The organism is Campylobacter sp. CS_NA3 (assembly GCF_027797495.1).
Classification (GTDB): Bacteria; Campylobacterota; Campylobacteria; order Campylobacterales; family Campylobacteraceae; genus Campylobacter_B.
The window spans coordinates 1040858-1056406 of record NZ_CP115609.1 but is presented as its reverse complement, the minus strand read 5'-3'; the positions used below and the strand labels follow the sequence as shown (position 1 = coordinate 1056406).

Annotated in this window: 10 protein-coding genes; all 10 read left to right on the top strand. The window is 35.6% G+C overall.

The features are described from left to right. Position 1: 1 nt before the first annotated feature. The 10 genes from rpoB to PF026_RS05155 all read left to right on the top strand — a co-directional run bounded on the left by rpoB (position 2) and on the right by PF026_RS05155 (position 15544). Positions 2-4144, top strand: a complete 4143-nt coding sequence (gene rpoB / locus PF026_RS05200) for a DNA-directed RNA polymerase subunit beta (RefSeq protein ID WP_270863502.1) — start codon at positions 2-4, stop codon at positions 4142-4144. Then, on the top strand, positions 4137-8648 hold the full coding sequence (gene rpoC / locus PF026_RS05195) for a DNA-directed RNA polymerase subunit beta' (RefSeq protein WP_270863501.1): 4512 nt from the start codon (positions 4137-4139) through the stop codon (positions 8646-8648). The genes rpoB and rpoC overlap by 8 nt, the downstream gene beginning before the upstream one ends. Before the next feature lie 17 nt (positions 8649-8665). Further along, positions 8666-9085: a DoxX family protein gene (locus tag PF026_RS05190; RefSeq protein ID WP_270863500.1), complete on the top strand. Its 420-nt coding sequence runs from the start codon at positions 8666-8668 to the stop codon at positions 9083-9085. A 91-nt stretch (positions 9086-9176) separates the two neighbouring features. Then, positions 9177-9464 carry a type II toxin-antitoxin system RelB/DinJ family antitoxin gene (locus PF026_RS05185; protein ID WP_270863499.1) on the top strand — a complete coding sequence of 96 codons (288 nt, stop codon included), beginning with the start codon at positions 9177-9179 and terminating at the stop codon, positions 9462-9464. A gap of 1 nt (position 9465) precedes the next feature. Next, a complete protein-coding gene (locus PF026_RS05180; protein ID WP_270863498.1) occupies positions 9466-9741 on the top strand; it encodes a type II toxin-antitoxin system RelE family toxin in 276 nt (91 codons plus the stop codon). Between the two features lie 70 nt (positions 9742-9811). Further along, positions 9812-9994: a hypothetical protein gene (locus PF026_RS05175; RefSeq protein WP_270863497.1), complete on the top strand. Its 183-nt coding sequence runs from the start codon at positions 9812-9814 to the stop codon at positions 9992-9994. Between the two features lie 159 nt (positions 9995-10153). After that, complete coding sequence (locus tag PF026_RS05170; protein WP_270863496.1) at positions 10154-10786, top strand: hypothetical protein; 633 nt, start codon at positions 10154-10156, stop codon at positions 10784-10786. An 11-nt stretch (positions 10787-10797) separates the two neighbouring features. Further along, entirely contained in the window at positions 10798-13539 is a 2742-nt protein-coding gene (locus PF026_RS05165; RefSeq protein ID WP_270863495.1) for an AAA family ATPase, read from the top strand. A 243-nt stretch (positions 13540-13782) separates the two neighbouring features. Further along, positions 13783-14544, top strand: a complete 762-nt coding sequence (locus PF026_RS05160) for a hypothetical protein (RefSeq protein ID WP_270863494.1) — start codon at positions 13783-13785, stop codon at positions 14542-14544. Next, positions 14528-15544, top strand: a complete 1017-nt coding sequence (locus tag PF026_RS05155) for a DUF1848 domain-containing protein (RefSeq protein WP_270863493.1) — start codon at positions 14528-14530, stop codon at positions 15542-15544. The genes PF026_RS05160 and PF026_RS05155 overlap by 17 nt, the downstream gene beginning before the upstream one ends. Positions 15545-15549: the final 5 nt, after the last annotated feature.

Below are 15549 nucleotides of genomic sequence, written 5' to 3'. Positions count from 1 at the left end.
AATGCTAAATAGCTTATATTCAGGAAATCGTCTTAGAGTGGATTTTTCCAAAGTTCCAAAAGAGATTGATGTTCCAAATTTATTACAACTTCAAAAAAAGAGTTTTGATCACTTTTTAAATCTTGACAATTCTGACGATGAAAGTGGAATCGAAAAGGTTTTTAAATCAATTTTTCCTATTCATGATTCTCAAAATAGATTGAGTTTAGAATATATAAGTAGCGAGATTTCTAAACCTAGATACTCCATTAGAGAGTGCATGGAAAGAGGTCTTACATATTGTGTAAATTTGAAAATGAAAATTCGCCTAATAGTCCATGATAAAGATGAAAAAACAGGCGAAAAAATCGGCGTAAAAGATATAAAAGAACAAGAAATTTTTATCCGTGAAATTCCTTTGATGACAGATAGAATTTCATTTATTATAAACGGTGTTGAAAGAGTTGTTGTAAATCAACTCCACAGAAGTCCTGGCGTTATCTTTAAAGAAGAAGAAAGCCCAACTGTGCTTAATAAACTAATTTTTACGGCTCAAATTATCCCTGATAGGGGAAGTTGGCTGTATTTCGAATATGACGCAAAAGATGTGCTTTATGTTCGAATTAATAAAAGAAGAAAAATGCCTATAACGATTTTATTTAGGGCATTAGGATATAAAAAACAAGACATTATCAAGCTATTTTATCCGATTAAAACTATTTATATTAAAAACGGCAAATTTTTGACAGATTTTAATCCTGATGAATATAGCGCCGGTAGGGTTGATTATGATATTAAAAACGAAAAAGGCGAGATTTTACACTCAGCAGGAAAACGCTTAACCAAGAAAAAAGCAGATAAACTAGTCGAAGACGGGCTTAAATTTATAGAGTATCCGACTGAAATTTTGGTTGAAAGATATTTAAGCGATCCTGTCATAAATAGCGAAAGCGGCGAAGTTTTATTTGATACCTTAACTGCGCTTGATGAAGTAAAATTAGCCAAAATCGGCGAAATCACAAGCGAATTTAACATAGCAAATGATTTGGCTATCGGTGTTGATAACTCAATCATAAATTCATTTATCCAAGATGCAGAAACGCTAAAACTTTTGCAACAAACAGAAGGCGTTGATGACGAAAATGATTTGGCTGCGATTAGAATTTACAAAGTTATGCGACCGGGAGAGCCTGTCGTAAAAGACGCTGCAAGAGCATTTGTAAATGATTTATTTTTCAACCCTGAAAGATACGATCTTACAAAAGTAGGACGAATGAAAATGAATCACAAATTAGGTCTTAGTGTGCCTGAATTTGTAACCGTTTTGACAAATGAAGATATTATCAAAACTGCAAAATATTTGATTAAAGTTAAAAACGGACAAGGATTTATCGACGATAGAGATCACTTGGGAAATAGAAGAATTCGTGCTATCGGCGAACTTTTGGCAAATGAGCTTCATTTAGGATTTATCAAAGTCCAAAAAGCTATAAAAGATAAATTTACAAGCCTAAGCAATAATATCGAAGAGCTTATGCCTTATGATTTTGTAAATCCAAAAATGATAACTACAACTTTAATGGAATTTTTCACAAGCGGTCAGTTAAGCCAATTTATGGATCAAACAAATCCGCTTAGCGAAGTTACGCATAAAAGAAGATTATCAGCTCTTGGCGAAGGCGGTTTAGTAAAAGAACGAGCCGGTTTTGAAGTGCGAGATGTTCATCCGACGCATTATGGACGAATTTGCCCGATTGAAACTCCGGAAGGTCAAAATATCGGTCTTATCAATACTCTTGCAACTTACGCAAAAGTAAATGATCTTGGCTTTATCGAAGCTCCGTATAGAAAAGTCGTTGATGGCAAAGTAACCGATGAAATCGTTTATCTAACCGCAACACAAGAAGAAGGGCTTTATATCGCACCTGCTTCTGCGAAATTAGATGCTAAAAATAATATCGCCGAAGAGCTACTTGAAGCTAGAAAAGACGGCGAAACCATAATGGCAAGAAGAGAAGATATAAATTTGATCGACCTTTGTAGCGGTATGGTTGCAGGTGTTGCAGCTTCGCTTATTCCTTTCTTGGAACACGATGACGCCAACCGTGCGCTAATGGGTTCAAACATGCAACGCCAAGCAGTTCCGCTTTTATACTCAACTGCTCCGATTGTAGGAACAGGCATGGAAGCAACTATCGCAAGAGATTCTTGGGAAGCCATTAAAGCAAAAAGAGCCGGAATCGTAGAAAAAGTAGATAATAAAAATATCTTTATCTTAGGCGAAGATGAAAAAGGTCCGTTTATTGACCATTATTCAATGGAGAAAAATTTACGCACCAACCAAAATACAACCTTTACTCAACACCCGATTGTGCGAAAAGGCGATAGCGTTGAAGCAGGTCAAATCATCGCAGATGGCGCTAGTATGGACGGTGGCGAGTTGGCTATCGGTAAAAATGCACTAATTGCCTTTATGCCGTGGCATGGTTATAACTACGAAGATGCCGTTGTAATAAGCGAAAAAATGATTCGCAAAGACGAATACACAAGCGTTCATATCTACGAAAAAGAGATTGAAGCAAGAGAGCTAAAAGACGGCGTTGAAGAGATTACAAAAGATATTCCAAATGTAAAAGAAGAAGAGCTAACTCATTTGGACGAAAGCGGTATCGTAAAAATCGGAACCCATGTAAAACCGGGTATGATTTTGGTAGGAAAAGTAACTCCAAAAGGCGAAGTAAAACCAACCCCGGAAGAAAGACTTCTTAGAGCGATTTTTGGCGAAAAAGCAGGGCATGTGGTAAATAAATCATTATATGCCGGAAGTTCTATGGAAGGCGTTGTAATCGATGTGAAAATTTTCACTAAAAAAGGTTACGAAAAAGATCCTAGAACAATTCGTGCTTATGAAGAAGAAAGAACAGAGCTAGAAAGAGAACACCACGATAGACTTTTAATGTTAGATAGAGAAGAGATGTTAAAAGTTATTTCGCTTCTTTCTAAAAATCCGCTAGAAAGCGCTCAAACTCTAAATAAAACTGAGTATAAAAAGGGCGATTTTGTTAAAAAAGAAGATTTGGAAAATTCAAATAGATTTACGCTAAATTCGTTTGTTAAAGGATATTCAAAGAAAATTCAAAAACAATACGACGAGCTTAAAAACCATTTCCAAAATGAAAAGAAAAAGCTAAAAGAAGAACACGATGAAAAAATCGAAATTTTGGAAAAAGATGACATTTTGCCAAGCGGTGTGGTTAAGCTTGTAAAAGTTTATGTCGCAACTAAACGCAAACTAAAAGTCGGCGATAAAATGGCAGGACGACACGGAAATAAAGGTATCGTCTCAAACATCGTCCCGGAAGTCGATATGCCTTATTTGCCAAGCGGTCAAAGAGTAGATATTGTTCTAAATCCGCTAGGCGTTCCAAGCCGTATGAATATCGGTCAAATTATGGAAAGCCACTTAGGACTTGTAGGCTGGCGTTTGGGTGAGCAAATTCAGCAAATTTTAGAAGAAAAAACAGGCGAGTGGCTTGCAAATTTAAGAGCTAAAATGGTTGAAATCGCAGGAACTTCAAAACTAATGAACGCTAAAAAAGCGATTGAAAATTTAAGTGATGAAGAGTTGCTAAAATACGCAAGAGATTGGAGCAAAGGCGTTAGATTTGCTGCTCCGATTTTCGAAGGCATTGTGCCGGAAGATTTCAAAAAACTATTTGAAATGGCAGGAATCGATAGCGACGGCAAAACCGAGCTTTACGACGGACGCACAGGCGAAAAGATGAAAGAACGCGTAAATGTGGGTTGTATGTATTACCTTAAACTTCACCACCTTGTCGATGAAAAAGTCCATGCTAGAAGCACAGGACCTTACAGCCTTGTTACACAACAACCAGTCGGTGGTAAAGCGCTATTTGGCGGTCAAAGATTTGGTGAAATGGAAGTTTGGGCATTAGAAGCTTATGGTGCAGCTTACACGCTAAGAGAAATGCTAACAATCAAATCAGATGATGTTGAGGGCAGACTTGCAGCTTATAAAGCTTTAACAAAAGGCGAAAATGTTCCATCTACTGGTATCCCAGAGACATTTTTTGTATTGACAAAAGAGTTAAAATCTCTTGCTTTGGATGTTGAAATTTATGAAAGCGGTGATGACAATGAGTGAGAATTTAAGACAAATTGATGTAAAAGAAGATCAAAGACCACACGATTTTGATGCGTTTCAGATAAAACTAGCTAGTCCTGATGAGATCAAATCATGGAGTTACGGCGAAGTTAAAAAGCCTGAAACTATCAATTATCGCACACTAAAACCTGAGCGAGACGGACTATTTTGTGCTAAAATTTTTGGTCCTGTTAGGGATTATGAGTGTATTTGTGGAAAATACAAAAAAATGCGCTATCGTGGCTGGAAGTGCGAAAAATGCGGCGTTGAAATCACAACTTCAAAAGTTCGCCGCACAAGAATGGGTCATATTGAGCTAGTTACTCCTGTGGCTCACATTTGGTATGTAAATTCGCTCCCAAGCCGAATCGGAACGCTTTTAAATGTAAAAATGAAAGATTTAGAGCGCGTTTTGTATTATGAAGCTTATATTGTAGAAAATGCAGGTGAAGCCTATTACGATAGCGAAAATTCAAAAAAAGTTGAAAAATATGAAGTTTTAAATGAAGAGCAATACCAATCTTTAAATAACAAATACGCCCATACCGGTTTTGTAGCTAAAATGGGTGGCGAAGTTATCAGAGATATGCTTGCAGAGCTTGATTTGGTCGAAATTTTAAATAGCTTAAAAGATGAAATGGCGAACACAAATTCAGAAGCTAAGAAAAAAACTATCGTAAAAAGATTAAAAGTCATCGAAAGCTTCTTAAATTCGGGCAATAGACCTGAGTGGATGATGATTACAAATTTGCCGGTTTTACCGGCTGATTTAAGACCGTTAGTAAGTCTAGATGGCGGTAAATTCGCAGTTTCTGATGTAAATGATTTATACAGAAGAGTAATCAACAGAAATTCACGCCTTAAAAGACTTATGGAGCTTGATGCACCTGAGATTATTATTCGCAACGAAAAAAGAATGCTCCAAGAAGCAGTCGATGCGCTTTTTGATAACGGCAGACGAGCAAATGCCGTAAAAGGTGCAAACAAACGACCGCTTAAATCACTAAGCGAAATCATCAAAGGAAAACAAGGTCGTTTCAGACAAAATTTGCTAGGAAAACGGGTTGATTTCTCTGGTCGTTCTGTTATCGTCGTTGGTCCAAAACTAAGAATGGATCAATGCGGTCTTCCTAAAACTATGGCATTGGAGCTTTTCAAGCCACATTTGATAGCTAGACTTCAAGAAAAAGGCTACGCAACAACCGTTAAGCAAGCCAAAAAAATGATTGAAAACAAGATGAACGAAGTTTGGGAATGCCTTGAAGAAGTAGTTCAAGACCACCCTGTTATGCTTAACCGTGCGCCGACACTTCACAAAATGTCTATTCAAGCATTTCATCCTGTGCTTGTTGAAGGAAAGGCGATTCGCTTGCACCCGTTAGTTTGTGCAGCTTTTAACGCCGACTTTGACGGCGACCAAATGGCTGTGCATGTTCCATTAAGCCAAGAAGCGATTGCCGAGTGTAAGGTTTTAATGCTAAGTTCTATGAATATCTTGCTTCCTGCTAGCGGTAAGGCTGTTGCAGTTCCGTCGCAAGATATGGTTCTTGGAATTTACTATCTTTCTTTGGAAAAAGAAAATGCAAAAGGCACAAACAAAATTTTTGCAAATGTCGATGAAGTTATGGTTGCCGTTGAAGCAAATTCGCTTGATATTCACGCAAAAATCAAAACTATCGTTGATGGCAAAACTACATTTACAACTGCCGGTCGCTTGATTATAAAATCAATATTGCCTGAATTTATTACAGAAGATGACTGGAATAAAGTTATGAAGAAAAAAGACATTGCGAATTTGGTCGATAATGTCTATAAAAAAGGCGGACTTGAAGTCAGTGCTCAGTTCCTAGATAATCTTAAAAATTTAGGCTTCGAATCAGCGACAAAAGCGGGAATTTCGATTTCAGTTGCAGATATTATCGTGCCTGATTCAAAACACAAATTTATCGAAGAAGCGAAAAAAAGCGTTAGAGAAATTCAAAATCAATATGGTGCCGGTTTGCTAACCGATAGCGAAAGATACAACAAAATCATCGATATTTGGACCGATACAAATAACCAAGTCGCAACAGAGATGATGAAGCTTGTTAGAAACGACAAGGGTGGATTTAACTCTATTTATATGATGGCTGACTCAGGAGCTAGGGGTAGTGCTAACCAAATTAGGCAACTTGCAGGTATGCGGGGACTTATGGCTAAACCGGACGGAAGTATTATCGAAACTCCGATTATTTCAAATTTCCGCGAAGGTCTAAATGTGCTAGAATACTTCATCTCTACGCACGGCGCTAGAAAGGGTCTTGCTGATACCGCGCTTAAAACGGCAAATGCTGGTTATCTAACAAGAAAGCTAATCGATGTCGCTCAAAATGTAAAAGTTACAATGGACGATTGTGGCACACACGAAGGTATCGAAATAACTGAAATCACCGATAACGGCGAGTTGGTAGAGAGCTTGGAAGATCGCATTATGGGTAGAGTTTTAAGCTCTGATATTATCGATCCGATTACAAATGAAGTTTTATTTAGCGAAGGCACTTTGCTTGATGAAATTTCTGTTAGAACTATCGTTGATGCAGGTATCAAATCAGTTAGCATTAGAACTCCGATTACTTGTAAAGCTGCAAAAGGCGTTTGTGCGAAATGTTATGGTGTGAATTTGGGCGAAGGAAAACTAGTAAAACCGGGCGAAGCAGTAGGTATCATCTCAGCTCAATCAATCGGCGAACCGGGAACTCAGCTAACGCTTCGAACTTTCCACCAAGGTGGTACCGCTTCGACTGAACAACAAGATCGTCAAGTTATAGCGCAAAAAGAGGGCTTTATTAGATATTATAATATCAACACACAAGAAAACGGCGGAAAACAAATCGTTATGAATAGACGAAATTCAGCCGTATTGCTTGTTGAGCCTAAAATCAAAGCTCCGATTGACGGCGTTGTAAGCATAGATATTACCCATGATGATGTTAATATCTCTGTTAAAAACAAAAAAGAAGAATTTAAATACACCATTAGACGCCATGATTTAGCTAAACCAAATGAGTTAGCAGGAGTTAGCGGTAAGGTTGAAGGTAAATTCCACCTACCTTATGCAAACGGCGAGAAAATTCAAGAAAACGAAAGTTTGGTTGAGGTTATCAAAGAAGGCTGGAATGTGCCAAACCGAATTCCATTTGCTAGTGAATTGATGGTAAAAGACGGCGAACCTGTAACGCAAATCATCAAAGCAGGTGCAAAAGGTGTGCTAAAATATTTCATCTTAAAAGGCGATTATTTAGAAAGATTAAAAGATCTTAAAAAAGGCTACATAGTCGCTGAAAAAGGTATGTTTGTCGTTATTGCCGATGAAGACGGAAGAGAGGCGATTCGCCACTATATTCCACGCGAATCAGTTATCCAATACGATGATAACTCAAAAGTCGAAGCAAAAAGCGTTATTGCTAAACCTCAAAAAGATGATAGACTAGTTATTGCTGAGTGGGATCCTTACTCTACGCCGATTATCGCTGAGAGCGAAGGTGTGATTGCGTTTGAAGATATTGAACCGGGATACACTGCTAGCGAGCAATATGACGAAATGACAGGTCAAAGCCGTTTGGTTATCAATGAATACTTGCCGCAAGGCGTAAAACCTGCGATTATAATCGCAACTTCTAAAAAAGAGCTAGTCAAATATAATCTTGGTGCAAATACTGCGATTTTCGTAAATAACGGCGATACGGTAAAAGTAGCCGACATTTTGGCAAAAACGCCAAAAGCAGTTGCGAAATCAAAAGATATTACCGGTGGTTTGCCTCGCGTTTCTGAGCTTTTTGAAGCAAGAAGACCAAAAAATACGGCTATCATCGCTGAAATCGACGGCGTTATCAGACTAGATAAACCGCTTCGCTCAAAAGAGAGAATTATCATCGAAGCAAACGACGGCACAACGGCTGAATATCTAATCGATAAATCTCGCCAAATTCAAGTTAGAAACGGCGAATTTGTCCATGCAGGGGAACGCTTGACAGAAGGTTTCGTAAGTAGCCACGATGTGCTTAGAATTCTAGGCGAAAAGGCGCTTCACTACTATTTGATAAGCGAAATTCAACAAGTTTATCGCTCACAAGGCGTTGCGATTAACGATAAACATATCGAAATCATCGTTTCGCAAATGCTTCGCCAAGTGCGAATCGTAGATAGCGGAAATACAAATTTTATCACAGGCGATTTAATAAGCCGTAGAAAATTCCGTGAAGAAAATGAAAAGGTTATGGCTATGGGTGGCGAACCTGCGATTGCTGAGCCTGTGTTGCTTGGTGTTACAAGAGCGGCGATTGGTTCTGATAGCGTTATTTCGGCTGCTTCGTTCCAAGAAACTACAAAAGTTCTAACAGAAGCGTCGATAGCAGGTAAATTTGATTATCTTGAAGACTTAAAAGAAAATGTTATTTTAGGTCGCACGATTCCAGTTGGAACGGGCTTGTATCAAGATAAAATCGTAAAAATAAAAAATAACTAACTTCCAAAGGCGGGGCAATGACTCCGCCTTTTTTAAATTTGGGAGATATTATGAGAAGTTATACAAATTTTGGGCTTTTAGTTGTGCGTTTGACGCTTGGCGTTTGCCTTTTTATGCACGGCGTGGCAAAGATAATGAACGGCGTTAGTGGCATAAAAAGTATGCTTGTAGCAAAAAATATCCCTGAATTTGTAGCTTATGGTGTTTATTTGGGCGAGGTTGTTGCGCCTGTGATGATTATTCTTGGACTATTTTGCCGAATCGGTGCTTTGCTAGTTTTAGGACTATGTGGCATTATACTTTATGTTGCTTACCCTGATTTAACTGCGATGAGCTCTCACGGCGGTTTTGCAGCCGAAATTTTATACCTTTATATCGGAATTTCTTTTTGTTTGCTAGTCTGCGGCGGCGGACGCTTTGCGATTGTTAAAGACTGAATTTATAATTTATTTTGATATTTCTTATTTGTATGAATTAAAAATATGATATAATACAAAATCAATCAAATTTCATACAAAAGGATTTAAAATGGCTACAAGTTTAATACAATTAAGAGTAGATGAAAAGTTAAAAAAACAAGCAGATGAGTTGTTTGCTGATTTGGGACTTGATACCACAACGGCTCTTAGAATATTTTTAAAACAAGCCTTAAAAGTAGGCGGTTTGCCGTTTAAAGTTTTGAAAGAAAAACGAGATGGCTATTCGCTAGATGAAGCCCCGAGTATCAAAGAAATAAGAGCTGAAATTCAAAAAATGCCAATATCGGAGCAAGAAGCATTAAGAGCAGAAGTTAGAGCTCAAATGTTTGGTGAATAAAATGTATAAAATCAGACTTGTAAAAAAAGCAGATAAACAGCTTACAAAAATTAAAATTGGGGATAAAAAAAGTGCAGAGCGAATTGTAATATTTTTAGAAGAATTAGAAAAAATAGAAAATCCATTTGCGTTGAAAAACTGTGGCAAAATGGAAGGATACGAAAATCGCTGGAAATGGTATGTAGGAATTCATTACCGAGTAATCGGCGAAAAACACGATGATATACTGACAATCGAAGTTATTGAAATCACAACAAGAGAAAATGCGTATAAGTAAAATTCACAATGGTTTGTAATTGCGTTTTTTTTGATACAATGCCGAGTTTATAACATAACAAAGGATAAAAATGAAAAAATTTGTATTATTTAGTTTAATATTTGCAATAATGTTTGCAGACGAAGTTTCAAATTTAGAAACTTCTTGCGAAAAAGGCGACGGTAAAAGTTGCTATGAGCTTGGAATTTTGCACGGACAAAATAAAAAGGTAAAAAATGCTAGTAATGAAAATTCTATTGTCTTACGAAGCTGATAAACTTTAAAATTTCAAAAAAATTAGCTATATGCAAAGCCAAAATACTATAACAAATCTATTTCTTAAAAATTTTTAAGCATATATATATATATATATCTGTATAATTTGCAATTTTCAATGAAAATTGAAAAAAATTTTATTATTTAGGAGTAAGTTGTGGCAACTACATTTAAAGAGATTTGTAAATATTACGATAAGAAATATAAGAAATATGCTATGGATCCATATTTTGTAGAAAATTCTATAAATATAAAATATGAATATAAAATAGACGAAAAATCTAATACATTGTCAGATACAAATCCGTTTGGTTTCTTATCTTACGACGATAACTTACAAGGTAAGTTTTCTGTTTCTAGGCAAGTTCATTTAGCTGACAATGGTAGGTTTGTTATTTTCCGTTATTTTCCTCATATATGTGACAATTACGAAGTAGTAGAAGATGAGGACGGCTGGGGGGATAGAGTTATGACAACTTTTACTGATATTAAAATAAATAAAGATACAAAATATTTTGATTTTATAATGCAAGAACTTTTCAAAATGAACTTTCAATATTATTGTGGTGCATGGGAGATTGATAAATCTGGAGTTCTTAGTTTTGCTGTAAAAATTATTTTGGAGGATAATCCACTTACGCCTAAACTTATTGAGAGAACTGATAGATTAGCTACTGATTTTTTGGGAGATATTGAAGAAATTGTATATATGCTAGAAAAAGGCAAACCAATGCGGAAAAAACCTTTTGAGTCTGATTTATCCAATATGACAGATGAAAATTCGATTTAATAGGATAGTTTATGACGATAAGAGATATTTTTTTAGCAGCGAAAGCCACTGCGATTGAAAATGAAAGTGATAAAATTAAGAAAGAACATTTTTGTCACGCTTTAGCAGGATTTTACATAACAAATAAAAAGTTTTTGGAGTTTCTTAAAAATCATGACTACGAGCCACGAGAAGAACCTGGATGGTTGTTCATTGATAAACATACAATTCTGGACGCTGAATTTAAAGGCAGTGTAGGATTTACCAAAGAAGTAATAGATTTAAGAAAGCTTTTGTTAGAAAATAACTTCGATATAGAAACAACCGAGATAGGAGTCCCTTGGCGCGATCTCAATATAAAACCGCTTTGGAATAGAATCATAGAAACAAAAGTTTGGCTAAAAAATAGAATTTTTTCGCAAGATATGGCAATCGATGCGGTTATGAGCAAGATAGCCGTGGTAGGCTCGAAAAATGCTAATTCTATAAGAGGGATTTTCTTTTTTCTAGGACCACCGGCTACTGGCAAAACCGAGCTTGCAAAAGCTATACGCAATTGTTTTTACGAAGAGAATTATGTATTTAAAGAGTTTAGCATGGCGCATTATAAAGATGAAGAAGATGCTAGCTTTAAACTAGTCGGTTCAACGCCTGTGTGGAGGAGAGCAGCCGAGGGCGAACTAACTAAATTTGTAAAAGAAAATCCAAAGTCTATAATCTTATTTGATGAAATCGAAAAAGCCCATATAAGTGTCCAAGATACATTTTTAGATATTCTTGGAAGTGGTTTTACGAGAGATCAATTTAGCGATGAAGAGATCGATTTTAGGGAGTGTATTTTTGTATTTACCTCAAATGTCGGAAGTGAGCTTTATCGAAACGAAAGCTTTTTAAAGCTTTTTGATGAAAATATTAAAAATGCCGAGAAGATGATTTTAGAAAAGTTATCTTCCGAATATAATTATAGAGGGGAAAATTTATTCAAACCTGAGTTTTTATCCCGTATCTCTCAGGGTGAGATTGCGCTTTTTAATAAGCTAAATTACGAAGCCTATGAAAAAATCGCAAAACCTATCTTGGATGATAAGATTGCAAATTTTGAAGAAAATTTTGTAAAGATTAAATTTAATGAAACAGCAAAAAAAGAGCTAATTAAAATTTTAATCTTAAATATGCTTCCGTCATTTGATGCAAGAGAGCTAAAATCTAAATTTTCGCAAAAAATGTTTAAGCGTTTGCAAGATTTTTTGATAGATAGATTAGATCTTGATATCAAAGAAATTTGTATTAGTGTCGAGCAAGAGCTTATCAAATCGATTGATAAAATTCTAGAAAATACAACGATTGATAAGTTTATAAATGATTGTTTTAGAAAAAATCAAACAGTTGATTTAAAGGATAGCATTGATGTAAAAGACGGAATTTTAAATTTAACCTATAAAAATGCCGAGCTCAAAAAACTACCCAAATCAAGCGATTTTGGAGGGGGAGTTGGTTCGATTTTAGTTGATTTGCCAGATACTTGTTTTGAGGATATTGCAGGACACAATAAGGTTAAGGCTAAACTAAAAGAGATTACAAGGCTTTTATTAAACAAAGAAGAGCTCAAAAAATATGGAATTCACGCTCCGCGCGGAATGCTTTTGTATGGACCTCCTGGGACTGGTAAAACAATGCTTGCAAAGGCGTTTGCACATGAGGCTGATTTGCCTTTTATCCAGACGACTGGAACTGAAATTTTAGATATCGAAACCATGCAAAAGGTCTTTAAAAGAGCAAGAGAGTATGCGCCTTCTATCATATTTATCGATGAAATCGATGTTTTCGGTAGTAGAGAAGATGGAACGAGATTTGATGTGCAGATAAATCAACTCTTAACTGAAATCAATGGATTTTCAGACGGGGCTGACATTTTTATCATAGCTGCGACAAATTTGCCAGAAAAACTAGATCCAGCCATTACTAGAAGCGGTCGCATTGATTTAAAGGTCGAGGTTGGAATGCTAGACCCAGAAGCTAGGGGTTATTTTATCGATAAAATTTTAGAGCTCCCAACAGCTGGTAAAATCGATAGAGAAAAACTTATCAAATTTAGTTCGTTTATGAGCGGTGCCGATCTTTCCAAAGTCAAACGAGAAGCTTCGTATGAGGTTATAAAACGAGGTCTTGACGGAATTTCGCAAGAAATTCTTTTAGAGCAGATAAATACCGTGAAATATGGCGAAAAAATATCTAGTAAAAGTATCCAAGATGAGCTTAGTGCCACAGCATATCACGAAGCTGGGCATGCTGTGATTTCGCACTTATTGCGTCCTGAGATTAAAATCGAGCAGATTACGGTTATGCCAAGGGGCAAGGCACTTGGATTTGTTTCCTATAACCAAGATGAAATGCAAACTAGTAGAAGCTTTGAGGGCATAAAAAACGAAGTTTTGATTTGTCTAGCTGGTAGAACTGCCGAGAAAAAAATCAGTGGCGAAAAGGGCATAAATAGCGGGGCTTCAAACGATTTAGAAAGAGCAACAAATTTGTTATTTTGGGCTACTAAAAATCTCGGCATGGGCAAATTTGGCTCGTTAAATTTAGCCAACCAAAGCAAAACTGGCTATATAGCGGAGTTAGCCGAAAAAGAAGTTTTAGAACTTATGGCAGAACTTAGCAAAAAATGCGAAGCATTAATCGAAGAAAACTGGGATAAAATCGATAAAATCGCGAAAACTCTTATAGAAAAAGAGATGATTGACGAGAGTGAATTTTTAGAAATTTTAAAATAAAGGTAGTCATAACTTAAAGCAACAAAAGTAGCTTTAAGACAAGTAGGGTGGGCGTCCTTGCCCACCAAAATCAAAAATTTTTAGCCACTGGTGGCGGAAAATTTGCGATTATTAAAGACTAAAAAATTTATTGAATTTATAATTCAAATTTGATAAACTTCAAAACTAAGCATAAAAAGCGTTGAGTTTTGATTTAAGGCTGTATTATGCCGTTTTAAATTTTTGGATAATAAAAGGAATCTAATGACATATGAAGAAGCTATAAAAGATTGCAAAAGTTTTGCAGACATAATAAAATGGCACGAAGAAAATATTCCACAAGGACTGGCTACTTTTTGCACAAATCACGGAGAGAATATTTTAGAAAACAATACTCAATTAGAAGCATATATGAGAGATTATGGCGTCGAGAAACATAAGCCAAAACTCGATTTCGTTCTCGAAAAAGAATGCAAAGATACTTTTGATAATTGTAAGAGCATAAATGTGATTGATTATGGTTGCGGGCAGGGTATCGGGACTGGGTGTTTGATAGATTTTTTACAAGATAAAAATTTATCCATTTCTGCCAAACTTATAGAAGCTTCGGAAGCAGCACTTAAAAGGTGCATGATAAATTTAAAGCAAATTTTGCCTGACGCAAATTTTGAAGATATTGGGCTAAAATTTGCTGATATTACCGAAAAAGATTTAAAATTTAGCGAAACTGCCGATTTAACGGTGCATATTTTTTCAAATGTTATAGATTTAGATGACAGTGTTTTCAATATAGAAAAGATTGCCCAAACGGTTAAAAATGCGATTAGTGGGCAAAATTTATTTATCTGCGTTAGTCCGTATTTTAAAGATAAAAATCGAAATAAACGATTGGATGATTTTGCGAGTAAATTTCTTACAAGTAATTTTGAAAAATTTAGAATTTCAAGCGACATAGACGACAAAAATAAAATTTACGGATATGTTTTTAATACTTATCAAAAGAATAGAAATGAGTTGGGAAAATAAAAAAATCATAATAAACGGCGAAGCGATAAATGCTTTATCTCCGATTATTATTTCTGCTTCTAGGGCTACTGATTTACCTGCATTTTATGCTGATTGGTTTGTAAAGTCCCTTGAAAAAGGTTATTGTGAGTGGAAAAATCCATTTAACGGCAAAATTCATTATATTTCATTACAAGAAGCACAAATGGCAGTGTTTTGGAGTAAATTTCCAAAAAATATTTTTAAACATTTAAATTTCATAGAAACCAAAATTCCAAATTTTTATTTTCAATATACTTTAAATGATTACGACGCCGAAAAAATAGAAAAAAATGTTCCGAATTTGGACGCAAGAATAAAAGCTTTTAAAGAGCTTTCAAATTTAATAGGCAAAGATAGAGTTATTTGGCGATTTGACCCGCTTATTTTAGGCGGTGCATTAGATATAAAAACCTTGCTTTTACGCATAGAAAATATAGCAAATCAGCTGACAGGTTATACGGAAAAATTAGTTTTTAGCTTTTTGGATTTGTATGAAAAAACCCGTCGAAATTTGCAAAATGAAAATATAAAATTCGTCGATTGGAACGAAGAGCAGATGAGTGAGTTTGCTATGAAATTAGCTCAAATGAATTCTCAAAAATGGAATTTTAAACTTGCGACCTGTTCTGAAAAGATAGATTTTAGCGAATTTGGAATTTCGCATAACAAATGTGTAGATGATGAGTTGATTTTGCAAATTCTTGCCAAAAAATATGAAAAAACAGGTGGGAAATTTGAAAAACTGGCAAATTTTTTGGGATATAAATATAGCTCAAATTTATTCGGCGATATTTTTGAAAAGATAAATGAAAAAGATTTAAAAGACAAAGGGCAAAGGACGGAGTGTGGTTGTATAATGTCAAAAGACATAGGATTTTACAATAGCTGTCCGTTTGGCTGTGCGTATTGCTACGCTAATGTTTCGCCAAATTCTGCTATGCAAAATTATAAAAATTTTCAAGCTAAAAATGGTTTTTGATAAAG